Genomic DNA, 22,775 nt, shown 5'->3' on the forward strand with positions numbered 1-22,775 from the left:
GAGGGGGCGGCCGGGGATACCCCGGCCGCCCTCTCCTCCTGGGCGGACCTCCAGGTCAGGCCTTCGCCTCGACCGCCTCCGGAACGGTGTCCGGCGTGCTGCCGGGCTCCGGCTTGGCCGCCACCGGGCGTACCGGGATGAAGAAGGCGACGACCGCCGCCGCGAGGCCCACGCCGGAGCCGATCAGCAGGGCGACGCGGAAACCGCTCTCGGACGGCAGGGACACGGGGCCGAACTGCGTCGTCATCTGGGCCAGGACCACGGCCATCACGGCGGCCGACACGGAGCTGCCGATCGAGCGCATCAGCGTGTTGAAGCTGTTGGCCGAGGCGGTCGCCGACTGGGGCACCGCGCTCATGATGAGGGCGGGCATCGCACCGTAGGCGAAGCCGACTCCGGTGTTGCAGACGATCGTCACGGCGAGCAGGCCCCACGGGGAGCTGGTCCCGATGATCGGCAGCGAGATGCCGTACCCGATGGAGATGATGAGGGCGCCGACGGCCAGGGTGACCCGGGGGCCCTTGGCGGCGGAGAGCTTGGCGCCGATCGGGGACATCACCATCATCATCAGACCCGCAGGGGCCATCCACAGGCCCATGGCCAGCATCGACTGGCCCAGGCCGTAGCCGGTGGCCTCGGGCAGCTGGAGCAGCTGGGGGATCACCAGGGACTGCGCGTACATCGCGAAGCCGACCAGGATCGAGGCCGCGTTCGTCATCAGCACCTGCGGAGCGGCGGTCACACGCAGATCGACCAGCGGCTCGGGGGTACGCAGTTCCCACCAGCCCCAGGCCAGCAGGAGGACGATCGCGGCGCCGAGCAGCCCGAGCGTGGTGCCGCTGCCCCAGCCCCAGTCGGCACCCTTGGAGACGCCGAGGAGCAGGCAGACCAGGGCGATGCCCAGGCCGATCGCGCCGAGCAGGTCGAAGCTGCCCTTGGAGGTGTTCTCGCTGCCCGCGGGCACGAAGAACCAGATCAGCGTGGCGACCGCGAGGGTCAGCGCGGCGACGACCCAGAACAGCACGCGCCAGCTGGCGTTCTCGGCGATCGCGGCGGAGAACGGCAGGCCGAGCGCGCCGCCCACACCCATGGACGCGCTCATCATCGCGATGGACGTGCCCAGCTTCTCCGCCGGTACGACGTCACGCAGAAGGCTGATGCCCAGGGGCACCACGCCCATGCCGAGGCCCTGCAGACCTCGTCCGGCGATCATCGGGAGCACCGAGGAGGACAGGGCGCAGACCACGGAGCCCAGGACGAGCGGGACCAGGGAGACCAGAAGCATGCGCTTCTTGCCGTACATGTCACCGAGGCGGCCGGCGACGGGGGTGATCACGGCCGCCGCCAGGAGTGTGGCGGTGACGACCCACGAGGCGTTCGAGGCACTGGTGTCGAACAGGGTCGGCAGTTCCCCGATCAGTGGCACCACGAGGGTCTGCGTGATCGCGGCCACGATGCCGGCGAAGGCGAGGATGCCGACAACGCCGCCGGAGCGGGCTGCGGGCTGGGAACTGTCCACGGATACTCCCTGTTGCTCTTCCGGATCATGGAGATATGCATCCTGCATGCCATATGTACGGTGCATGCCTTGTGCATCATACACATCGCGGCGATATACCTAGCGGGAGGTAGCTTTCCGGGATGAGAGCGAGCCAGGAGCCGAAGGATGCCTCGCGTGAACAAGTCAGTGGATAGGCCAGTGGATAGGCCAGTGGATGGGCCAGTGGATGGGCCAGCAGGCGGGCCGATGGACGAGCCGACCGACGAGCCGACGGGTGTGACGGCGGCCGGGTCGGCGGGTGCGTCGGCGGCCGAGTCGGCGGTCAGGCCGGTCGAGCTGCTCGAATTCGAGACCATGCTGCTCGGGCGCCACATGCACATGCTCAATCCCCGCTCGCGCGGGGCCGCCGGTGAGCAACGGCTGGACCGCAGTGCGTATGTCCTGCTCAGTCGCATCCAGGTGGAAGGGCTGATGTCCATCGGTCAGCTCAGTGATGCTTTCGGGCTCGACACCTCCACCCTCAACCGGCAGACCGCCGCCATGCTGCGCACCGGTGTCGTCGAGCGCATGCCCGACCCCGAGGGAGGTATCGCCCGCAAGTTCGCCATCACCGCCGAGGGCGAGCGTCGCCTGGCCGCCCATCGCGCCGAGAACCTGCAGGGCCTGGAGATGATCATGGCCAACTGGAAGCCCGACGATGTGGCCGAGTTCGCCGGCTATCTCAGCCGCTTCAACCGTGACATCGAGCGCCTTGACGGGCGCCCCTGGCCGCGCGGTTGACGAACCCGGGACGGGTCGGTCGGATACGAAGCGGTCGGCGACACCGGTGTCGCCGTGCTCGCCCGCGCCCTTGAGGCCGCGACCGGCGACGGACTTCTGGCGGGCCCGCTCTTCTCGTCCTCGAGAGGGGGGTTTCCGGCGCACTTGAGGAGAACTCCTGGTGAACGGCTAGCATCCTGGCCAGAGTTGTCTGCCTGGGATGGAGTGGTGAGCGTGTCGTCGGAGGGGCCTCGGATCGCCGTAGCCGTCGTGACCATGGGGAACCGTCCCGCCGAAGTCGACGCGCTGCTCGCCTCCGTGGCCGAGCAGGACGTCGCTCCCGCGCGGATAGTGATCGTGGGGAACGGCTGCCCCCTGCCCGAGTTCGCCGAGCGGCTGGGGCTGCCCGGTGAGGTGACCACCATCGAGGTCGAGGAGAACCTTGGCTGTCCGGGCGGGCGGAACGTGGGCCTGGCCAGACTCGAGGAGTTCGGGGACGTGGACGTCGTCGTCGAACTCGACGACGACGGGCTGCTCGTCGACGCGGATGTGCTGCGGAGGGTCCGGGACCTGTTCGCCGCCGATCCGCGCCTCGGCATCGTCGGGTTCCGCATCGCCGACGAGAGCGGGGAGACACAGCGCCGGCACGTGCCTCGCGTCGGGGCGAAGGATCCGATGCGCGGAGGGCCCGTGACCGGGTTCCTCGGGGGCGGGCACGCCTTCTCGACGGCGATGCTCGCGCAGATCGGCGACTGGCCCGCCGAGTTCTTCTTCGCGCACGAGGAGACCGACATGGCCTGGCGGGCCATAGACGCCGGGTGGACTGTGCTCTACGCGCCCGAACTGCTCCTCCAGCACCCCAAGACCTCACCGGCCCGGCATGCCATCTACCACCGCGTGACCGCCCGCAACCGGGTCTGGCTCACCCGCCGTCGACTGCCCCTCCCGCTCATACCCGTGCACCTGGGGATCTGGATGCTGCTCACGCTCGTACGGACGCGGTCGTTCGGCGGGCTGCGGGCCTGGTTCGGCGGCTTCGCGGAAGGGCTGCGGGAGTCGGGCGGGGAGCGGCGGCCGATGCGATGGCGGACGGTGTGGCGGCTCACCCGGCTCGGAAGGCCACCGGTGCTCTGACACGGGGACGGACAAAGGCCCCGGTCGTTCACCTCCGACGACCGGGGCCCCTATGACCCCGGATCCGGCCACGGCGGCGACACTCCCCCGAGTTACGCGTCATACGCGCGCGCCGTCGGGCCAGATCCGATGAAGCGATCCCATCAGGCCGCGCCAACGGATCGCTAACATGTGACCAACGGTTCAACAGGAAACCGGGAGTCGGACGGCGCGAAGTCGTCGCAGGAAGGCGCGACGTCGCCACGGGGTGCGGCCGGGGCGGTCGCGCGGAAAGGCAGTGGGGCGGCGCTATGCGGTACGGGCTGCGGTTCGGGCTGCTGGGTCCGCCGGTCTTGTACGACGCCGAGGGCGAGGCCCGATCGATCGGCAGCGGCAAGATGCGAGCGCTGCTGGTGGCGCTGCTCCTGGAGCCGGGCCGGGTCGTCTCGGTCGACGCGCTCAAGGAAGCGCTGTGGGGCGGGACACCGCCCGCGTCCGCGCAAGCCTCGTTGCAGAACCACGTCACCCGGCTGCGGCGGCTCCTCGACGATCCGGAGCGGCTGCGGGCCGTGCCGCCGGGATACCTCCTGCGGGTCGGCGAGGGCGAGTTGGACGTCCGCGTCTTCGAATCCCACGTCACGGCCGCGCGCGCCGCGCATGCCGGACGCGACGGGGCACGGGCGCTGCGCGAGGCCTTGGCGGCGCTCGCGCTGTGGCGCGGTACGCCGCTCGGCGGGGTCTCGCCCGAGTTCGGCGGGCACGCGCTCGTCCAGCGCCTCGAGGAGGCCCGGCTGCTCGTCCTGGAGTGGCGATACGAGGCCGAACTGCGGCTTGCGGGTTCGGTCACCGGGGTGCCTGGAGTACGGGAGGTGTCTGGAGCAGACGCTCACACCTCCCGGCGTGCCGGTGACAGGGGAGCCCCGGGAGCCGTCGGCGGTGATGCCCGTACGCCCGCCGTGGCCGCCCACGACATCGGCGCCGCGCGACTCGCCGCCCTCGCACTCGAGTTGGCGGCCCTCGTCGCCGAGCACCCCCTGCGAGAGGCGTTCCACCGGCTGCTGATGCTCGTGCTGCACCGCACCGGACGTCAGGCCGAGGCCCTGGCCGTCCACCGCGACCTGCGGGCCCGCCTGATCGAGGAACTCGGCGTCGAGCCGGGACCCGCGGTGCGCGAGGCACACCTGGAGATCCTGAGGGAACGGGAACCCGACACGGCCGACCGCGACAGGACGGACCGCAAGGGAACGGGCCGCAATGGAACGGACCACAACGGGACGGGCCGCAACGGGACGGACCGAGGCAGGACCGGCCGAGACACGGACGAACCTGACGCGGACGAACCCGACGCGGACGAACCCCACAGGTCCGAGCGCGACGCGGACACCGACCGGACGGAGCGGTCCACCGCCCCGGCCGAGCCGGAATCGGCCACGGCTCCACCCCGGCCCGCCCAACTACCGCCCCCACCCGCTCACTTCACCGGCCGAAGCGACGTACGCGAGGAACTCGGCCTGGCCCTGGACGTGGACCGGCGACCGACGCCCCCCGCTCCGGTGGTGGCCGTCATCAGCGGCATGGCCGGCGTCGGCAAGAGCGCGCTGGCGCTCCACGTCGCGCATGGCCTGCGGGAACGTTTTCCCGACGGCCAGTTGTACGTCAACCTGCACGGTGCCACGCCTGGAATGACCCCCCTCACGCCGGGCCAGGCGCTCGCCGCGTTGCTGCGTGACCTCGGTACGGAGCCGCGCCGGATCCCCGAACACCCGGACGCAGCAGCCGCGTTGCTCAGGTCGATGCTCGCGCCGGCCCGCATCCTGATGGTGCTCGACGACGCCGCGCACGCAGCCCAGGTGCGGCCGCTGCTCCCCGCGGGCGCGGGGTGCGCGGTGATCGTGACGAGCCGTTCGCCGCTCACCGCCCTGGACGGCGCGCACCGCTTTCCGCTCGCTCCGCTGTCGGACGAGGACAGCGCGACCCTGCTGCGCGCCGTCTCCGGGCGCGAGGACGGCCTCGACGGCGGGCACCCCCTCGTCGAACTCACCGGTCGGCTCCCGCTCGCCCTCCGTGTGGTCGCGGCCCGCCTCGCCGCCCGCCGCGCGCTCACCCCGGACGCGTTGGCCGGTCAACTGGCTGCCACCGAGGGGCGGTTGCATCACCTCGAATACGATGACCTGAGCGTGCGCAGATCACTCGCCGTGGCCCACGACGCGCTGCACGCCTCGGAGCGGGAGGCCGACCGGGACGCCGCACTCGCCCTGCGCCGCATCGGTGCGCTCGATCTCCCCGTGTACGGGGCGCCCCTCCTCGCCCGCCTGTCCGGCACCGACGAACGCCGCGCCGAGGCCGCCCTGGACCGCCTCGTCGATGTCGCCCTCCTGGAGGAGACGGCATACGGCCGCTACGCACCCCACGACCTCGTCCGCGACTTCGCCCGGGAGATCGCGGGAGCGACGGCCCAAGAACCGGGCGGACAGCCGGAAGGGCAGCCGGGCGGACAGCAGGAAGGACAGCCAGGCGAACAGCCGAACGGAGCGTCTGGCGCCGCCCCGGACACCCGCGCGTCCGAACGCGCCCTGCGCTGGTACACCGCCGTCGCCGCCCGCTCCCTCGAAGCGATCGTCGAGCCGGGCCTCGACCGCGAGGACCGCAGCAGGCCCACCGCCTCGCAGCCGCCGGCACACGCGGTGGACCTCGCGGCCACGCCGTCGTTCGGCTCCGCCAAGGAGGCCTTCGCCTGGGGCGAGCTGGAGCTGGAGAACGTGGTGGCGCTGGTGGAGCGGTACGCGAAGGTGTCCGCGTACGTTCCCGTGCTGGTGCGGCTGCTCAACCCGTACCTCCAACGCAGCGGCCGGGTCGCCGAGTCGGAGGTGCTCCAGCGGCTGGCGCTGGGCGCGGCGCGGCGGCTGGGGGACGAGGCCGCCGCGGCGTACGCGCTCGGGGACCTCGCGGGCCTGCACTACATGACGGGGCGTGCGAGCGAGGCGCTCCCGCTGAACGACGAGGCGCTGGCGATCTGGCGGCGGCTCGGTGTGCTGTCGTGGGTGCGGCGCGGCCTGAACAACCGCGGCATGCTCCTCGAGGGGCTCGGGCGCCACGCCGAGTCGAGCGAAGCGCTGCTGCAGAGCCTCGAACTCTCCCGGGAGCTGGGGGACCTGCACACGGAGGCCATCACCTACAGCAACCTCGGCAATCTGTACGAGCACACGGACCCCCGGGCCGCCATCGACCACCACAAGCGCAGCCTCGCGATCGGCGACGCGATGGACGACGTGATCATCCGGCACTCCGCGCACTGCAACATCGGCTACGCCCACCTCACCCTCGGCGAACCGGCCGCCGCCCTGCCGCACTTCGAGGAGAGTCTGCGCATCCTCGGCGGCCACGGCGACTGGCACGGGGAGTCGCAGACGCGGCTCGGGCTGGTGCGTGCCCTGCGCGGGGTGGGGCACTGCGAGCGGGCCGCGCGCGAGTGCGATCTGCTGGTGTGCCGTGCCGACCGCCGCGCCGACCGGTACACGGGAGGACTCGCCCGGCACCAGCGGGGGCTGCTGCTGCGGACGCGGGGGGATGTCGAAGGGGCGTACGAGCAGTGGAAGCGGGCTCTGGAGGCGCTGGACGGGACGGACACCCCGGTGGTGGGGGAGCTGACGGAACTCCTGCGAGGCATCGACAGGCCCTAGGGCGCCGGGTCGCTCACTTCGCGTCGGCGTAACACTCCACCACCGCCGTCGTGAACGGGAAACGGACCGGTGTCTCGCCGAACGTCAGCCGTCCCGCCAGCTCCGCGGCCTCCCGGATCACCGTCACGACCGTGTCCGCCTCCTCGGCCGGGCAGTGCACGATCACCTCGTCGTGCTGGAAGAAGACCAGCTCGGCGGCGAGGTCCGCGCAGCCGCGCCGGAGGGCGGCGAGCAGCAGGAGCGCCCAGTCGGCGGCGCTGCCCTGGACGACGAAGTTGCGCGCGAAGCGGCCACGGGCCCGGGAGTTCGAGGAGGCGTACCCCGGCACCCAGCCCTGGTCGCCGAGGGCGGCCCCGGCGGCCTCGGTGGGCTCGTCCTGCGGGATGCCCGCCTCCTCCGAGGCGCCGTCGTCGCCGGCCCCGGCCGCCGGGGGACACGTACGCCCGAGCCATGTCCGTACGAGGCGCCCTTCCTCACCGGCCCGCGCCGCGTCGTCCACGTACGCGACGGCCTTGGGGAACCGTCTGCGCAGCGCGGCCAGATTCTTCAGGCCGTCCCCGGACGTCTGTCCGTACACCGCGCCGAGCACGGCGAGCTTGGCCTGGGCCCGGTCGCCCGCGAACGCCCGGTCCGACACCGACTGGTACAGGTCGCTCTCCCGGCCCGCGACCTCCATCAGGCCGGGGTCGCGCGAGATCGCGGCCAGCACGCGCGGCTCCATCTGGTCGGCGTCGGCCACCACGAGCCGCCAGCCGGGGTCGGCGACGACCGCGCGGCGGATGACCTTGGGGATCTGCAGCGCACCCCCGCCGTTCGTCACCCACCGCCCGGTGACCGTCCCGCCCGGCAGATACTCGGGCCTGAACCGCCCGTCCCGCACCCAGTCCTGGAGCCAGGACCAGCCGTGGGCGACCCAGATCCGATACAGCTTCTTGTACTCGATCAGCGGCTTCACGGCCGGATGGTCGAGGGACTCGATCTCCCACCGCCGGGTGGACCTGATCTTGATCCCGGCCTGCGCGAACGCCTTGATGACGTCGGCGGGCAGGTCGGGTCTGACCCTTCTCCCGAAGGCCGCCGAGACCTCGTCCGTGAGCTCGGCCAGGCGTCTGGGCTCGCCGCCGCCCGCGTACCGCTCGCCGAGCAGCTCGTGCAGGACCTCGCGGTGGACGTCCGCGCGCCACGGCAGCCCCGCGCCGTTCATCTCCGCCGCCACCAGCATCCCCGCCGACTCGGCTGTCGTCAGCAGGTGCATCCGCTCCGGGTGCGCGGTCGCTTCGTGGCGGCGCCGCTGATCCGCGTACACCTCGAGGAGATCGGTCAGGGGCACGTGGACCGGGCGGGGTTCGAAGAGGGAGGACTGGGAGCCGGGCTCGGCGGAGCGCTGCGGTGGATCCGGCGGTACGGGGCCGCCGCGCAGTCTCGCCAGCGCGGCGGCGGCCGACCGGGGCTCGCCGAGCCGGCCCTCGTGCCCGAGCAGCAGGGTCTCGGCGGCCTCGATGTCGTAACACCGCTCCACTCGCACCCCCGTGGCGAGCAGGAGCGGATATGCGTCGGCCGTCGACCGCCAGACCCAGCGGGTCACCTCGGGCCGGGAGCGCACGGCTTCCGCGAGATCCGGCTCCCTGCGGACCGGCCCGGCGGGCAGCCCGGCGGGGCCGAGGACGGCGACCTCCACGCCACCGTCCTCGGCCGGCGCGAGAGCCCAGCGCTCGGTCATGATTCCGAGTCTCGCAGGAGGGTCTGACAACAGCCCCGAACCAGGACCAGGCGTGCCGCTTTGCCCGGGGCCTGGTCAGCCGGTCTGCCGACTCGCCTTCAGGATCTCTCCGACGACGTGGGCGATGTGGGCCTCGGCCGCCGCCTTCTCGACGCCGAGGCCACTGAGGACGCCCTCGCCGTTCTCGTACTCCAGGAGGGCCAGCAGGATGTGCTCGGTGCCGATGTAGTTGTGGCCGAGGCGGAGGGCCTCGCGGAAGGTGAGTTCCAGGACCTTCTTGGCGTCGGCGCCGTACGGGACGAGTTCGGGGACCTCGGCGACGGCCGGCGGGAGTGCCGCGGTCGCCGCCTCGCGGACAGCGTCCAGGGTCACGCCCTGCGCGGTGATCGCCTCGGCGGCGAGACCCTCGGGCTCGGCGAGCAGGCCGAGGACGAGGTGCGCGGGGAGGAGGCTCTCGGCGTTGCCCGCCGCCTTCGCCTCGTTGTGTGCGGCCACGACCACGTTCCGGGCTCGCGGGGTGTAGCGGCTGAAGCCCTGGCTGGGGTCGAGGTCGGATTCGGCCTTCGGGACGAAGCGCTTCTGGGCGGCCTGCCGGGTGACGCCCATGCTCTTGCCGATGTCCGTCCAGGACGCGCCCGAACGCCGGGCCTGGTCCACGAAGTGGCCGATCAAGTGGTCGGCCACGTCGCCCAGATGGTCCGCGGCGATCACCGCGTCCTGGAGCTGGTCGAGGGTGTTGGTGTGGACCTTCTTGATGGCATCGATGAGGTCGTCGAGACGTACGGATGCCGTGCCGAGCGGGTTAGTCGTCATGTGTCAACCGTAGGTTGACGCGCAAGGGACGTCAACCTGAAGTTGACACTCATCTCTCGCCTGTCAGCCACTCCGTGAGCGCCGCGAAGTCCGCGTCCGTGAGGCCGTGGCAGGGATCGACCCGATGGAGAAGGGCCCGTCCTCGGTGATGTGCCGCCACCCAGGCCCGGTCGGTATCGGTGATCTCGTCGTCCACCCAGACGAAAGAACGGCCGGCCGCCCGGTCGACGAGAGGCCGGGTCTTCCAATGGAGTCCGCCCCGCTCGTCCTCGCCGGAGTCCTCCGGCCAGATCGCCACGGGCAGATCCGGCAGCCCGAGCCATGGCGCGACGCATTCGTTCGCGTCGGCCATCCACGTCGTCGCCCACACCAACTCGCAGGCCAGCGCCGCCAGTCGCGGTCCGTGCGCGGGATTGATCCTGGCCAGCAACGGATTGGCGGCGGCCGCCTGCGGCCCGCGGCCCGAGTGGCCCGAGTGATACGACGGATATCCCTCGGGATACTGCCGCGGCGTCGCCCCGAACGGAATGAGGGGGCCGTCGACATCCAGGAAGAGAAGCGGACGCTGCTCCGAACCGGTCACGACCGCACGATAGCCGCAATTCCCGGAATGTCCGAGGCTGGACGACGCCCCGGGAGCAGGTCCGGCCCCACCCTCGCGCGTGACACGATCGAGGCATGAGCAGCAGTACGCCCAGCACCGTGGCGCGCGCCTTCGAGGCCGCGCTCTACGCCGACACCGACACCTCCCTCGACACGGGCGCCTCGCTGCTGGCCGCCGCCCCCGCGTCCGACGCCGAACTCACCCGGCGCGGCGAGGAGTTCGTCGCCGCGGCCTGGCGTCGCGGCTGGCAGCCCGCCGATGTCGTACGGATCGTGCGGCGCGAGCTGGACGACGTACACGTACGCCTGGTGTCGGCGCTGATCCTCAGCGAGAACCGGACGCCTCGGGGCCCGCGCTGGGCGACCCAGCTGGAAGAGCTCGCAGCCGCGGCCGACGTCGGGGCGCAGCCACCCCGCCCGGACCGCTTCACCCACGCCACCACCGTCCTGGAGCTGTACCGGCTGCTGCTGCGTCTGCCGTCCATCGAGCCGCTGGAGATACCGGCAAGCACCCCAGGCGCCGCAAGCTCCGCACACGACTCCCGCATGCTCACGCGTATCCGCGCCCTGCTCGCCAAGGCCGAGGCGACCGGGTTTCCGGAGGAGGCGGAGGCGCTGAGCGCCAAGGCACAGGAGCTGATGGCGCGGCACAGCATCGACGAGGCGCTGCTCGCGGCCCGTACCCACGCGAAGGACGCGCCCGGCGCCTGCCGCATCGGCGTCGAGCCGCCGTACGAGACGGCCAAGGCGGTGCTGCTGGACGCGGTGGCCGGCGCGAACCGCTGCCGCGCCGTGTGGAACGAGTCCCTGGGCTTCTCGACGGTCGTCGGCTTCGAACCCGACCTGGAGGCGGTCGAACTCCTCTACACCTCTCTGCTTGTGCAGGCCACGGCCGCGATGACGAAGGCGGAGGCGGCCCAGCGGGCCGGCGGGAGGAAGCGCACGAAGACCTTCCGGCAGTCGTTCCTCGCCGCGTACGCGCATCGCATCGGCGACCGGCTGGCGACTGCCGCCGAGGGGCAGGTGGCGTCGGCGGAAGGGGCGGGGGAGGGGGAGTTGCTGCCGGTCCTGGTGGCCCGTGACGTCGCGGTCACGGACCACATGGAGCGGATGTTCCCGGACACCGTCACCACCCGGCTGCGCGGGGTCAGCGACGCGGCCGGGTGGGAACAGGGCGCCGCGGCGGCCGACCGCGCACAGGTCAGGGCACGGCCGCCGCTGCGGTGACGGACAGTCCGGTGGCCGCTCAGTCGCCGGCGGTCTGGAACGGGCTCACCGAAGCATCCAGGTCACCCGAGTCGCTCTTCCCCGCGAGGGGGCCGTACGACCACTTGAAGCTCTGCGTGTCGGTGGCGCCGGGCAGGCTGATCTTCAGTGTCGTCGCGTCGAGGCTCTTGCCGTCGCCCGCCTCGCCCCGTACGTAGGTGATCGTGAAGGTGGCGGTGCCGTCCTTCGCCAGGGTCAGCTTCGGCGGCGTCGCGGCCTCCTGCTCGGGGACATCCGTGGTCGTGCTGCCGCCCTGCACCGCGATGCCGGGGAAGCCCTCGAGGGTGCACTCGGCACCGTTGTTGGTGAGCGTGACGGGCACGTTGCCGGTGTCCCCGGCGGCCGGGGCGGCGTTGGCGGGGCCCACCTGGATGCCGACCTGGTCGATCTTGCAGTTCGCCGAGGTCGTCTTGGCCGCCGAGTCCGGCGAGGCCTTGGACTCACCGCTGCTGTCGCCGCCGCTGTCGCAGGCGGTCAGGGTGAGAGCCGCCGCGGCGACGGCGACGGCGATCGGAAGGACGCGCATGGGGTTCCCCTGGTTTTCGTGTTCGTGACGGTGCTCATGGATCATCCGGATCATCTGGATCATCACGCAGGCGGGTGGGCCTGCGTCACGCGCCCCCCGTTCCGTCGCCGCCACTGAATGTCAAGAAACATGCACAGAGATACCCAAATAGAGAGATAAAACTCCCGTACGCTGGCGGAATGAGCTGGCTCCGGGCGCTGAACGCGACCGCGCGCTCGGGTCTGCGGATCGAGCGGAAGCGTCTCGAACCGCTGATCGCGGTGCGGGGTGCGGCGGGGCTCGCACTGGTGATGGGGCTGAGTCTGTGGGCGTTCGGGCCCGGGGCCGCGGCCAGTTCGGCCTTCGGGGCGTTCCAGGCGGCGATCGCCACGTTCCAGCGCAGCTGGCGCCCTCGTCCGGAGCTGGCGCTCGCCTCCGGCGCGAGCCTCGCCGTCTCGACGTTCGTCGGCTACGTGACGATCTCCCACCTGGCCCTGTTCCTGACCCTGCTGGTGGTGTGGACGTTCCTGTCCGGGATGAGCTGGGCGGTCGGCCCCACGGCCGGCCTGATCGCCTCCTCGAACGTAGCGATCATGCTGGTGACGGTCACCCTGCCGACCTCGGTCGCCCAGGCGGCGGGCCACAGCGCGATGATGATCGTCGGCGGGCTCGTACAGGCGTCCCTGGTGGTGCTCTTTCCGGTACGGCGCTGGGGTGCCCACCGTGACGCGCTGGCCGACGCCCTGGCCGCCGAGGCCGACTACGCGCGCCGGCTGCGCCACGATCCGGTGGCGCCCTTCGACCCGCTTCCGCTCATGGAGGCACGCGACGCGGCCGCCGTCACCCCACGCCAGGCCCGCAGACGCCCCGCCGAACTGCACGGCACCCGGGGCCTGGCCGAACGTATCCGCCCCGTCCTCGCCTCCCTGGCCGACCCGGCGATGGGCGTACCGTCCGAATGCCCCCAACGCGACAAGGTCAACGAACTGCTCGCCGCCGCGGCCGCCATCCTGGACGGGGCGGCCCGCGCCATCCGTCACGGGACGCCGGTGAACTTGCCGCCCGGCGCGGTCGCCGTCTTCAGGACCCCGGACACGGAGGCGATCCTGACGGGGCCGCCGTACCGGGCGGCGACGCGGCTGGGGACCCTGTTGCAGGACGTGGTGGAGACGGCGGGGGGACGGCGGTACGACGTGGCCGTGGACAGCGCAGGTGCGGTCATGGGCGGCACAGGCGCGGCCGTCGGCCGTCCGGGGGAGACCGGCGCCGCCCCGTTGCTGCGTCCCACCTTCATCGCCCTGATCCCCGTCTCCCTGCGTGCCATGCGCGAAGAACTGCACCGGGACTCCCCGATCTACCGCCACGCGATCCGCGTCTCCGCCGTGGCCGCCGCCGGCTACCTCCTCGGCACCTGGCTCCCGCTCGGCCACGGCTACTGGGCGCCGCTGGCCTCGGTCATGATCATGCGCCCGGACTTCTCGCAGACGTACAGCCGGGCGATCGCCCGCTTCGGCGGCACCCTCGTCGGGGTGGCGCTGGCCACCGGGATCGTGCAGGTCGCGCACCCGGGGACGGTTCTCTCGGGCGCCCTCGCCGTGATCAGCGCGGCGCTGATGTACCTGCTGATGCGCACCAGCCAGATGGCCGCGCAGGCCTTCATCGCCGCGTACGTCGTCTTCCTGCTCGGCATGGGCGGCGAACAGTGGACGCAGACCGTGCCGGAGCGCGTGCTGCTCACCCTGCTCGGCGGACTCCTCGCGATGCTCGCGTACGCGCTCTACCCGGCCTGGGAGACGCCCCGTCTGCGCGGCCGCCTCGCCGACTGGCTGGCCGCGCAGGGCCGCTACGCGTCAGCCGTCCTCAGCCGCTACGCCCATCCAGCCGGCGCCGACCCCCGGCCCACCGCCGACCGCGCCATGACACCCGGACTTCGAGCCCCCGCCACCCCGAACCCCGAGGACGACGGCCGCGGGCACGCCCCCGCCGACGCCGGTGCCTCCGGCGGAGTGCCTGCCCTCGCTGCAGACCACGGGCCCGCAATCCCCGACGACGCCCCAGCTGACCGAGTCGCTGCCGACGGCGAGCGTGTCGGCGGGGATCGATCCCTCGCCCCCGACCACGCATCTGACCACGCCCCCGCCCCCGCCGCCCCCGACCCCGTCCGCACGGCGCTTCTCGCTTCCCGGACCGCTCGCGCGGCGTGGCACGCGGCTGTGGAGCGGGCGACGAACGAGCCGGTACGCCATCGCGGCCTGTCCCGGACCGCCGCCGACGACGCGGAGGACGCCCTCGCCCAGATGGGCCGGGTCACCATGCTCATGGAGGCCCACCTCCCGGAACGGGACGCGGCCCCCGTCCCGGCCGCCGCCCGCTTCGCCGAGGCACTGCGGAAGGCCACCGAACAGGGCGCCAAGTCGGTGCGCGAGCGCCGGGTGCCACGCTGGGACCCCGTTCGCGAGGCCCTGGAAGCCTGGGACGCCGCGAGCCCTCGCGACGCGCTCCTGCGCCGGGGCGCGGCCCTGATCCTGCAGTCCCTGGTCGAACTCTCCGAGGCTCTCGACACCGCCGTACCGCCCATGACCGTGGACGGACACACGAACGGGCCGCGGAACCCGAAGGATTCCGCGGCCCGTCAGTGAACGGCCGAGTGTGGTCGAGTGATCGAGTGATCGAGTGGCCGAGCTTTTACGAGCCCAGGCTCGCCGTCGGCAGCCCCGACGGCAGCTGTCCGCCCTCGGCCTTCGTATACGACTCCTTGCCGAGACTGCCCGACCAGGTGACCTTGAGCGTGGTGCCGTTCACGGAGTCGACCATGCCCGTGGCGCGGTCCTTGTTCCCGTCCGTGCACTTGAGGTGGATCATCTGCATGCCCGCCTCGTCGCCGGCGGTGCCGCTGCACACGGTGCCGCCTGTCGCGAAGATCCCGGCCTGCGTACCGTTGATCACCAGCGCCACGGCCTTGCCGTCGGTCGTGGCCAGCCAACTGCCTTCGAGCTCCCTGTTGGCCGTGGAGGTCGCGCCCGAGCCGCCGCCGGTGTCGGCGCTCCCGGTGGCGGAGGAACCGGGGCTCGCCGACCCGCCCCCGGAGTTGGAGCCGGATCCGGAGTCGGAGCCGTCGTCACCGCCGCCGCTGCAGCCGGTCAGCACAAGCGCGCCCGCCAGACCCGCGGCCGCGACCGTGCCCGCGATACGCGCCCGCCGACGCGGGAGGGTCGCCGAAATCGCCGATGTCACTGAAGCCCCCAAGGGTGGTGGTGTCGCTGGGGTCGCCGGAACGACCGCAGCAAGTTACCAGGAGGATTCGCCCGCACCCTGAGCGTGCCATCGGGAGAACGTACGAATCTCCTGAGCGAACCACGGCGAGGCACACCCGGCGACAGCGCGCCACAACAAGCCGCAGTGAGCCCTCACCGAGCCCGAACCGCTCGCCCGATGGCGGATGCCGGGGTCGGCGAACTTCCGGCTCGAAGTCGGACACACGTACGTGCTGACCTCCGTGCCGCGCCCCAACTCCCGCCCCTCCGGCACGGTTGAGGTGCGGATTCTCGCGTACGAGCCGGAGCGGACGCTGCGCGTCCGGTGGGCCGACGCCGGTCCGGCGAATCCTGCGGACTGGACCATTACCTGAACGTTGAAACTCGAAGGGCGCGGTATGCGTCTGTTCTTAGTAGATGAGGGATTCGACCCGGACGACCCTGCACGGATGATGGCGCGGAAGATCATGGACGGGGGCCGGAGATCGCATGTGATGCGATCTCCGGGGCAGGCGCTGGACCGGTTGTAGCGCGACGAGCACCAGTCGGTAGTCAAGCGGACAACGCGTTGTAGTCAAGCGGCGGTAAAAGCTGTAACCGCAGGACCACCCCCCGTGCACGTGCATCTGCCCATGCATCTGCACATGAACAGAGCTATGATCCGGGACAGTTGACCACTGCATCAATGGCCACATCAGCCACTGCACGACCGGGGAGCGACCTGTGGACCACGACGTGTACGACGTGGATGACGTGTACAACGGCATGGCTGCGACGGAGCTGGCCGGGGTGGCCTGGCAGAAGAGCAGGCACAGCAACTCCCAGGGCTCCTGCGTGGAGTTCGCGAGGCTGCCCGGCGGGGACGTGGCGGTGCGCAACTCGCGGTTCCCCGAGGGGCCCGCGCTCGTCTATACCCGCGCCGAGATCGAGGCGATGCTCCTGGGTATCAAGGACGGCGAGTTCGATCACCTGATCGCCGGCTGACGCGAGTGGATGCCGGACGCCTGAGTACGCAACCGAGAGCAACCGCTTTCTAGCGGTCTGTAACGCGCGTAGAACCGCGGCGCCAAAAGGCGCCGCGGTTCACTGTTCGGTCGAAACGGCGGGAACGGCCGTCGCGTCCGGCTGCGGAAGCCGGAACAGCGCCCACACGACCTTGCCGCTGAGCGTGCCCGCGAGCGGGTGCCAGCCCCAGCTGTCGGCGAACGAGTCGACCAGGAACAGGCCACGGCCCGACTCCGCGGAGAAGTCGTCCGAGTCACCCGCGACCGGGCTGTCGTGACTGGGGTCGCGCACCGCGCACACCAGACGTGAGGTCCACCGCATCAAGTGCAGCCGCACGGGCGGCCCTTGGTCGTCCCGGCGAGGCGTGTCCGAGGGCAGCGCGTGCCGCAGCGCGTTGGTCACGAGCTCGGAGACCACCAGACAGACATCGTCGAAGCGGTCGCCGATGTCCCACTGGTCCAGCGTTCTGCGGGTGAACTGCCGTGCCTCGCGCACCGCTTCGTAGCGTGCGGGCAGGGCGCAGGAGGCGGCGTTGGACACGGCCGCGGGATCGAGTGGCGGAAGTCCCTGCCGTAAGGGTTCGAGCATGGTCGATCCATTCGTCCCCATGCGAGGCACTCCCGGGTGTTCGCGGTCGTTGCGATGCAGCGGTGGCGCGAGGACCATGGTTCCGAATGCGTACGGCAGATGCAAGGGCAGATGCACGTGCACGCGCCCGAATTGGACCTTCCTCTACCGCTTCTTGCTCATTTCTTCTGTCACGTTCTTCACTCTTGTTGGCGCACTGCTCGCCTTTTCCTGCGTGGCTCCTTTGGAAGCTTTCTGTTTCTGTAATCGAACGAGTACTGGTTGGAGTGTTTTAGTGGCAGACTTCGGCGTCTGGAAGACGGTTGGGGAGGCGGACGAACGTGAGCGCTGGTGAGTCGAGCGGCTCGGTGGTGCGGCGCATGCTGCTGGGATCTCATCTCCGGCGCCTGCGGGAGGCGCGTGGCATCACCAGGGAAGCGGCCGGCTACTCGATCCGTGCCTCCGAATCGAAGATCAGCCGCATGGAGTTGGGACGGGTGAGCTTCAAGACACGTGACGTCGAGGACCTGCTGACGCTGTACGGCATCAATGACGATGCCGAGCGCACCTCCCTGGTCTCCCTCGCCAAGGAGGCGAACGTCGCGGGCTGGTGGCACAGTTACTCGGACGTTCTGCCCAGCTGGTTCCCGACCTATGTCGGCCTCGAGGGCGCGGCCCACCTGATCCGCAGTTACGAAGTCCAGTTCGTGCACGGCCTGTTGCAGACCGAGGCGTACGCGCACGCGGTCGTCACGCGTGGGATGAAGGGCGCGAGCGCGGCCGACATCGACCGCCGGGTGGCGCTGCGACTGGAGCGGCAGAAGTACCTCGTCTCCGAGAAGGCCCCCGAGTTCCACATCGTCCTCGACGAGGCCGCGCTGCGCCGCCCGTACGGCGACCGCGAGGTGATGCGTGGACAGTTCCAGCATCTGATCGAGGTGTCGGAGCGGCCCAACGTACGGCTCCAGGTCATGCCGTTCAGCTTTGGCGGCCACTCGGGCGAGAGCGGCTCCTTCACCATCCTGAGCTTCCCCGAGTCCGATCTGTCGGACGTCGTCTATCTGGAGCAGCTCACCAGCGCGCTCTACCTGGACAAACGCGAGGACGTCACGCAGTACGAGAGTGCGCTGAAGCAGCTGCAGCAGGACAGCCCCGGCCCGTCCGAGAGCCGCGACCTGCTCAGGGGACTGCTCCAGCTGTCCTGACGCGCGCCAGGTGCTCACCCGGTGTTCTCCTGTGAGTCTTCACGAACTCTCCTGAGACGTTCTCCAACTCCCTTTGAACGCAAGTACGATGACGTCTGATCAGACGTTGATCGGATGTGTCTGCTGACTCAGGCTCGGATGTCTGCCTCGGCAGCAAGGGGATTGAGGGAGCACATGTCGTCCTACTTCACCGACCTGGCCCAGCAGTACATCGACGGTTCCTGGCGCCCGGGCACCGGCTCCTGGGACATCATCGACTTCAACCCGTACGACGGCGAGAAGCTGGCGTCGATCACCATAGCCACGGTGGACGAGGTCGATGAGGCCTACCGCGCCGCCGAACGTGCCCAGAAGGCATGGGCCGCGACCAACCCGTACGCGCGCCGTGCGGTGTTCGAGAAGGTCCTGCGGATCATCGAGGACCGTGAGGCCGAGATCGCCGAGGCGATCATCGCCGAACTCGGCGGCACGCACATCAAGGCCGGCTTCGAACTGCACCTCGCCAAGGAGTTCCTGCGCGAGTCGATCCAGTTGGCGCTGCGCCCCGAGGGCAAGATCCTCCCTTCGCCGATCGACGGCAAGGAGAACCGCGTCTACCGCGTCCCGGTGGGCGTCGTCGGCGTCATCAGCCCCTTCAACTTCCCCTTCCTGCTCTCGCTGAAGTCGGTCGCCCCGGCGCTGGCGCTCGGCAACGGCGTGGTGCTCAAGCCGCACCAGAACACCCCGATCGTCGGTGGCTCCCTGGTCGCCAAGATCTTCGAGGACGCGGGCCTGCCCGGCGGTCTGCTCAACGTCGTCATCACCGACATCGCCGAGATCGGCGACGCCTTCATCGAGCACCCCATCCCGAAGGTCATCTCCTTCACCGGCTCCGACAAGGTCGGCCGCCACGTCGCCACGGTCTGCGCCTCGCACTTCAAGAGCGCGGTCCTCGAACTCGGCGGCAACAGCGCCCTGGTGGTCCTGGACGACGCGGACATCGACTACGCGGTCGACGCGGCGGTCTTTAGCCGGTACGTCCACCAGGGCCAGGTCTGCATGGCCGCCAACCGCGTGCTGGTGGACCGCTCGATCGCGGACGTGTTCACCGAGAAGTTCGTCGCCAAGGTCAAGACCCTGAAGGTCGGCGACCCGAGCGACCCCCAGACGATCATCGGCCCGGTCATCAACTCCTCGCAGGCGGAGGTGCTCACGGGCGTCGTCGACCAGGCGATCGCCGAGGGTGCCACCGCCCTCCTTCGCGGTGGTGCCACCGACAACCTCGTCGAGCCGAGCGTCCTGACGGACCTGCCCGCCGGCTCCACCATCCTCCAGCAGGAGATCTTCGGCCCCGTCGCGCTCCTCGTCACCTTCGACGGCGAGGAGGAGGCCGTACGTCTCGTCAACGACACCCCGTACGGGCTCAGCGGCGCCGTGCACACGGCCGACGTCGAGCGTGGTGTCGCCTTCGCCAAGCAGATCGACACCGGCATGTTCCACGTCAACGACGGCACCGTCCACGACGAGCCGCTGGTCGCCTTCGGCGGCGAGAAGCACTCGGGCATCGGCCGCCTGAACGGCGAGGCGACGATCGAGGCGTTCACCAGCCAGAAGTGGATCTCGGTACAGCACGGGCGCAGCTTCTTCCCGTTCTGAGGATTCTCCGCCTCGACCGGGCCCTTGCGGACAGAAGCTGACCGCAAGGGCTCGTAGCTTCATCGGTGTCGGGCAGCAGGTGCCGGGCAGGAAGACCGATGAAAGGCGGACCGTCATGGTCACTCACGTTCCCGCAGAGGCGCACGGCGACGAGCGCGGGGCCCTCCTGGCCTTCGTAGAGGCCCAGCGTGGCGGCCTGCGGCGGGCGGTGCTCGGGCTGAGCGACGAGGAGGCGGCGCGCACACCCAGCGCCAGCGAGCTGTCCGTGTCCGGGCTCCTCAAGCACGTCGCCGAGTGCGAGCTGAACTGGCTGCGGCTGGCCCAGCAGAAGCCCAACGAGCGGGCCCGCACCGAGAAGGACTGGGCCGATGGCTTCCGGCTGACCGAGAACGAGTCCGTGGCGGGCATCCTCGCCTTCTGGGACGGCGTGGCGCACGAGACCGACGAGTTCATCCGCTCCGTCGGATCGCTCGACGACACCTTCCCGCTGCCCGAAGCGCCCTGGTTCCCCAAGGGGGGCGTCTCCATGCGCTGGCTGCTGCTCCACCTCATCGAGGAGATCGCCCGGCACGCCGGCCACGCCGACATCATCCGGGAGTCCCTCGACGGCGCGACCGCGTTCGAGCTGGTGGCCCGGGCGCAGGCGGGCTGAGACCGGGGCAATAACCTGGACCCCATGTCAGCGATCCGTCTCCTCGTGCTCGGCGCGGTCCGCCAGCACGGGCGGGCCCACGGCTACCAGGTGCGCAACGACCTCGAGTACTGGGGCGCGCACGAGTGGTCCAATGCCAAGCCCGGCTCGATCTATCACGCGCTCAAGCAGATGGCGAAGCAGGGACTGCTGCACGCCCACGAGACCGCGCCGTCCACGGCGGGCGGTCCGCCGCGCACCGAGTACGAGATCACGGACCAGGGCACCGAGGAGTTCCTGGCACTCCTGCGCGAGTCGCTGACGTCGTACGACCAGAAGATGGACGTCCAGTCGGCGGGCGTCGGCTTCATCGTCGACCTGCCGAGGGGCGAGGCGGTGGCCCTTCTGAAGGAGCGGATCCGGAAGATCGAGGAGTGGCGGTCCGCCGTCACCGAGCACTACGTGCCCGAGGACGGCCCCGAACAACTCGGCCACATCGGCGAGATCATGAACCTCTGGGTCCACACGGCCGATTCCGACGCCGAGTGGACCCGCGGTCTGATCGGGCGGATCGAACGCGGGGCCTACACCTTCGCGGGCGAGGGCGAACCGTTCGTCGGCGTCCTGGCGGAGGGCGACGAGAACCCGTACGCGACGGGGATGTCGCACCCCGGGGATCGCGACTAATCAAGTTTGACGAGTGACCCCCCATGAGTTACTTTCTCTGAGTAGTCAAGTTTGATTAGTAGGTCATGAGGGGAGTCGAATGACCGACGCGATCGCCGCCGAGGGCGTACGCAAGCGGTACGGGGACAAGGCGGCCCTGGACGGGCTGGATCTGGCGGTGCGGCGCGGCACCGTCCACGGTCTGCTCGGTCCGAACGGCGCCGGCAAGACCACCATGGTGCGCGTGCTGACCACCCTGCTGCGGCCCGACGAGGGCCGGGTGCGGGTCGCCGGGCACGACGTGGTGCGCGAGGCCCGCCGGGTGCGGCACCGCATCGGCCTGCTCGGCCAGCACGCCGCGCTCGACGAGGAACTCGGCGGACGGCAGAACCTGGAGATGTTCGGACGGCTCCACCACCTGGGCGCACGGCACGCGCGCGTGCGGGCCGACGAGCTCCTGGAGCGCTTCGGCCTCGTGGACACCGGCCGCAAGGCCGTCAAACGCTACAGCGGCGGTATGCGGCGCCGCCTCGACCTCGCCGCGTCCCTCATCACCGAGCCGGAGGTGCTGTTCCTGGACGAGCCGACGACCGGGCTCGACCCGCGCGGCCGGGCCGAGGTCTGGGCGGCCGTCCGCTCCCTGGTAGGCGGCGGTACCACGGTCCTGCTCACCACGCAGTACCTGGAGGAGGCGGACCAGCTCGCCGACCGCATCTCGGTCGTCGACCGGGGGCGGGTCGTCGCGGACGGCACGGCCGACGAGCTGAAAGCCCGCACAGGTGGCGACCGCATCGACATCGTCCTGCGCGACGCCGGCCAGCTGGGCGCCGCGGTCGCCCTGTTGCCCTTCGACGCGTCGCGGGCCTCAGTCGACACGGACCGCCGGCTCCTCAGCGTCCCGGTCGCCGACCGCATGACGGCGCTCGCCGGAGCCGTACACGCTCTCGAGGCGGCTGGGATCGAGGCCGAGGACGTCGCCCTGCGGAGGCCGACGCTGGACGAGGTGTTCCTGCACCTGACCGGACGTGAGGAACGTACGAAGGAGGCCGTGTGAGTACGTACGAGATGAGTACGTCCGAGACGACTCGCCCGGGGACGTACGTCCTCACCGACTGCTGGACCATGACCCGCCGCGAACTCGCCCACTGGGCCCGGCAGCCCGTCCAGGTGCTCGTCGGCCTGGTCTTCCCGGTGATGCTGCTGCTGATGTTCGGCTATCTGGTCGGCGGCGGCCGGGACGTCGAGGGCGACTACGTGGACTTCCTGGTGCCCGGCATGCTCGCGCTGACCATGGCCTTCGGACTGGAGGGCACGATGCTCGCCGTCACCCAGGACCTCAACAAGGGTGTCATCGACCGCTTCCGCTCGATGCCGATGGCCAACGGCGCGGTCCTGGTCGGCCGTTCCGCCGCCGACATGCTGCAATCGACGCTGGGCCTGGCCGTGCTGATCGGCGTCGGATACGCCATCGGCTGGCGCGTCCACGCCACACCCGGCGCCTTCCTGGGGGCCGTCGGCCTGCTCCTCCTCTTCCGTTTCGCCATGCTGTGGATCGGCATCCAGCTGGCGATGGTGGCCGGCAAACCCGAGATGGTGCAGGCCGTCCAGATCCTGGTCTGGCCGGTCGGCTTCCTGTCCAACGCCTTCGCGACCCCGGACTCCATGCCGGGCTGGCTGGGCACGGCGGTCGAGTGGAACCCGATGTCCCAGACGGCGACGGCGGTACGGGACCTGTTCGGCGGTCCGGGCGGGGAGCCGGGGCACGTGTGGGCGGCTGTGATCTGGCCCTTGGCCCTGCTGGCGGTGTTCTTTCCGCTGGCTGTGCGGCGGTTCGGGCGGCTGAGCGCGTAGT

19 protein-coding genes and 1 pseudogene are annotated in these 22,775 nt (G+C 70.8%); 13 read left to right on the plus strand and 7 right to left on the minus strand.

Annotated elements, in window-relative coordinates:
• Positions 1 to 55: 55 nt before the first annotated feature.
• Positions 56 to 1,519, minus strand: a complete 1,464-nt coding sequence (locus AB0D57_RS30050) for an MFS transporter (RefSeq protein WP_362079789.1) — start codon at positions 1,517 to 1,519, stop codon at positions 56 to 58.
• 336 nt (positions 1,520 to 1,855) lie between these two features.
• On the opposite strand from AB0D57_RS30050, the gene AB0D57_RS30055 reads away from it, so the two are divergent.
• From AB0D57_RS30055 to AB0D57_RS30065, 3 genes are all read left to right on the plus strand, one after another.
• Positions 1,856 to 2,281, plus strand: coding sequence for a MarR family transcriptional regulator (locus AB0D57_RS30055; RefSeq protein WP_362079885.1), 426 nt, complete (start codon positions 1,856 to 1,858; stop codon positions 2,279 to 2,281).
• Between the two features lie 213 nt (positions 2,282 to 2,494).
• Positions 2,495 to 3,394 (plus strand): glycosyltransferase, encoded by a 900-nt coding sequence (locus AB0D57_RS30060; protein ID WP_362079791.1) that lies wholly within the window; start codon positions 2,495 to 2,497, stop codon positions 3,392 to 3,394.
• Positions 3,395 to 3,684: 290 nt separating this feature from the next.
• Complete coding sequence (locus AB0D57_RS30065; protein WP_362079794.1) at positions 3,685 to 7,053, plus strand: BTAD domain-containing putative transcriptional regulator; 3,369 nt, start codon at positions 3,685 to 3,687, stop codon at positions 7,051 to 7,053.
• A gap of 13 nt (positions 7,054 to 7,066) precedes the next feature.
• Here AB0D57_RS30065 and AB0D57_RS30070 read toward each other — a convergent pair whose 3' ends face one another.
• The 3 genes from AB0D57_RS30070 to AB0D57_RS30080 form a co-directional block, all read right to left on the minus strand.
• Positions 7,067 to 8,773: a bifunctional 3'-5' exonuclease/DNA polymerase gene (locus AB0D57_RS30070; protein ID WP_362079797.1), complete on the minus strand. Its 1,707-nt coding sequence runs from the start codon at positions 8,771 to 8,773 to the stop codon at positions 7,067 to 7,069.
• A 75-nt stretch (positions 8,774 to 8,848) separates the two neighbouring features.
• Positions 8,849 to 9,586 carry a Clp protease N-terminal domain-containing protein gene (locus tag AB0D57_RS30075; RefSeq protein ID WP_362079800.1) on the minus strand — a complete coding sequence of 246 codons (738 nt, stop codon included), beginning with the start codon at positions 9,584 to 9,586 and terminating at the stop codon, positions 8,849 to 8,851.
• Positions 9,587 to 9,635: 49 nt separating this feature from the next.
• Entirely contained in the window at positions 9,636 to 10,169 is a 534-nt protein-coding gene (locus AB0D57_RS30080; RefSeq protein WP_362079803.1) for an HAD domain-containing protein, read from the minus strand.
• Positions 10,170 to 10,264: 95 nt separating this feature from the next.
• Between AB0D57_RS30080 and AB0D57_RS30085 the strand changes: the two genes are divergently transcribed.
• The gene (locus tag AB0D57_RS30085) at positions 10,265 to 11,416 is read left to right on the plus strand and encodes a DUF2786 domain-containing protein (protein ID WP_362079806.1); all 1,152 of its coding nucleotides are present in this window, start codon (positions 10,265 to 10,267) and stop codon (positions 11,414 to 11,416) included.
• Positions 11,417 to 11,435: 19 nt separating this feature from the next.
• Here AB0D57_RS30085 and AB0D57_RS30090 read toward each other — a convergent pair whose 3' ends face one another.
• Positions 11,436 to 11,981 carry a DUF4232 domain-containing protein gene (locus AB0D57_RS30090; protein ID WP_362079809.1) on the minus strand — a complete coding sequence of 182 codons (546 nt, stop codon included), beginning with the start codon at positions 11,979 to 11,981 and terminating at the stop codon, positions 11,436 to 11,438.
• A gap of 179 nt (positions 11,982 to 12,160) precedes the next feature.
• Between AB0D57_RS30090 and AB0D57_RS30095 the strand changes: the two genes are divergently transcribed.
• A complete protein-coding gene (locus tag AB0D57_RS30095) occupies positions 12,161 to 14,599 on the plus strand; it encodes an FUSC family protein (protein WP_362079812.1) in 2,439 nt (812 codons plus the stop codon).
• 46 nt (positions 14,600 to 14,645) lie between these two features.
• Here the strand turns inward: AB0D57_RS30095 and AB0D57_RS30100 are convergent, their stop codons facing one another.
• A complete protein-coding gene (locus tag AB0D57_RS30100) occupies positions 14,646 to 15,194 on the minus strand; it encodes a hypothetical protein (RefSeq protein WP_362079815.1) in 549 nt (182 codons plus the stop codon).
• 181 nt (positions 15,195 to 15,375) lie between these two features.
• On the opposite strand from AB0D57_RS30100, the pseudogene AB0D57_RS30105 reads away from it, so the two are divergent.
• Both AB0D57_RS30105 and AB0D57_RS30110 read left to right on the plus strand, forming a co-directional pair.
• Positions 15,376 to 15,588, plus strand: a pseudogene (locus AB0D57_RS30105) (SRPBCC domain-containing protein); the annotation flags it as partial.
• A 349-nt stretch (positions 15,589 to 15,937) separates the two neighbouring features.
• A complete protein-coding gene (locus tag AB0D57_RS30110; protein ID WP_362079818.1) occupies positions 15,938 to 16,198 on the plus strand; it encodes a DUF397 domain-containing protein in 261 nt (86 codons plus the stop codon).
• A gap of 99 nt (positions 16,199 to 16,297) precedes the next feature.
• Here AB0D57_RS30110 and AB0D57_RS30115 read toward each other — a convergent pair whose 3' ends face one another.
• A complete protein-coding gene (locus AB0D57_RS30115; RefSeq protein WP_362079821.1) occupies positions 16,298 to 16,828 on the minus strand; it encodes an ATP-binding protein in 531 nt (176 codons plus the stop codon).
• Between the two features lie 338 nt (positions 16,829 to 17,166).
• Here AB0D57_RS30115 and AB0D57_RS30120 point away from each other — a divergent pair, with 338 nt between their 5' ends.
• From AB0D57_RS30120 to AB0D57_RS30145, 6 genes are all read left to right on the plus strand, one after another.
• Positions 17,167 to 17,991, plus strand: coding sequence for a helix-turn-helix transcriptional regulator (locus tag AB0D57_RS30120; RefSeq protein WP_362079888.1), 825 nt, complete (start codon positions 17,167 to 17,169; stop codon positions 17,989 to 17,991).
• Between the two features lie 174 nt (positions 17,992 to 18,165).
• Positions 18,166 to 19,626, plus strand: coding sequence for an aldehyde dehydrogenase family protein (locus AB0D57_RS30125; protein WP_362079824.1), 1,461 nt, complete (start codon positions 18,166 to 18,168; stop codon positions 19,624 to 19,626).
• A gap of 115 nt (positions 19,627 to 19,741) precedes the next feature.
• The gene (locus AB0D57_RS30130) at positions 19,742 to 20,278 is read left to right on the plus strand and encodes a DinB family protein (RefSeq protein ID WP_362079827.1); all 537 of its coding nucleotides are present in this window, start codon (positions 19,742 to 19,744) and stop codon (positions 20,276 to 20,278) included.
• 24 nt (positions 20,279 to 20,302) lie between these two features.
• Positions 20,303 to 20,944, plus strand: a complete 642-nt coding sequence (locus AB0D57_RS30135) for a PadR family transcriptional regulator (protein WP_362079830.1) — start codon at positions 20,303 to 20,305, stop codon at positions 20,942 to 20,944.
• Between the two features lie 79 nt (positions 20,945 to 21,023).
• Positions 21,024 to 21,977, plus strand: a complete 954-nt coding sequence (locus AB0D57_RS30140; RefSeq protein ID WP_362079833.1) for an ATP-binding cassette domain-containing protein — start codon at positions 21,024 to 21,026, stop codon at positions 21,975 to 21,977.
• A gap of 11 nt (positions 21,978 to 21,988) precedes the next feature.
• Positions 21,989 to 22,774 carry an ABC transporter permease gene (locus AB0D57_RS30145; protein WP_362079891.1) on the plus strand — a complete coding sequence of 262 codons (786 nt, stop codon included), beginning with the start codon at positions 21,989 to 21,991 and terminating at the stop codon, positions 22,772 to 22,774.
• Position 22,775 lies beyond the last annotated feature (1 nt).

It is taken from the genome of Streptomyces sp. NPDC048275, from assembly GCF_040652275.1.
Lineage (GTDB): Bacteria > Actinomycetota > Actinomycetes > Streptomycetales > Streptomycetaceae > Streptomyces.

Coding starts and splice junctions, on each gene's coding strand:
- AB0D57_RS30055 (WP_362079885.1), top strand. CDS start 1,856: ATGCTGCTCGGGCGCCACATGCACATGCTCAATCCCCGCTCGCGCGGG.
- AB0D57_RS30065 (WP_362079794.1), top strand. CDS start 3,685: ATGCGGTACGGGCTGCGGTTCGGGCTGCTGGGTCCGCCGGTCTTGTAC.
- AB0D57_RS30070 (WP_362079797.1), bottom strand. CDS start 8,773: ATGACCGAGCGCTGGGCTCTCGCGCCGGCCGAGGACGGTGGCGTGGAG.
- AB0D57_RS30075 (WP_362079800.1), bottom strand. CDS start 9,586: ATGACGACTAACCCGCTCGGCACGGCATCCGTACGTCTCGACGACCTC.
- AB0D57_RS30085 (WP_362079806.1), top strand. CDS start 10,265: ATGAGCAGCAGTACGCCCAGCACCGTGGCGCGCGCCTTCGAGGCCGCG.
- AB0D57_RS30090 (WP_362079809.1), bottom strand. CDS start 11,981: ATGCGCGTCCTTCCGATCGCCGTCGCCGTCGCCGCGGCGGCTCTCACC.
- AB0D57_RS30095 (WP_362079812.1), top strand. CDS start 12,161: ATGAGCTGGCTCCGGGCGCTGAACGCGACCGCGCGCTCGGGTCTGCGG.
- AB0D57_RS30115 (WP_362079821.1), bottom strand. CDS start 16,828: ATGGGGACGAATGGATCGACCATGCTCGAACCCTTACGGCAGGGACTT.
- AB0D57_RS30120 (WP_362079888.1), top strand. CDS start 17,167: ATGCTGCTGGGATCTCATCTCCGGCGCCTGCGGGAGGCGCGTGGCATC.
- AB0D57_RS30125 (WP_362079824.1), top strand. CDS start 18,166: ATGTCGTCCTACTTCACCGACCTGGCCCAGCAGTACATCGACGGTTCC.
- AB0D57_RS30130 (WP_362079827.1), top strand. CDS start 19,742: ATGGTCACTCACGTTCCCGCAGAGGCGCACGGCGACGAGCGCGGGGCC.
- AB0D57_RS30135 (WP_362079830.1), top strand. CDS start 20,303: ATGTCAGCGATCCGTCTCCTCGTGCTCGGCGCGGTCCGCCAGCACGGG.
- AB0D57_RS30140 (WP_362079833.1), top strand. CDS start 21,024: ATGACCGACGCGATCGCCGCCGAGGGCGTACGCAAGCGGTACGGGGAC.
- AB0D57_RS30145 (WP_362079891.1), top strand. CDS start 21,989: ATGAGTACGTCCGAGACGACTCGCCCGGGGACGTACGTCCTCACCGAC.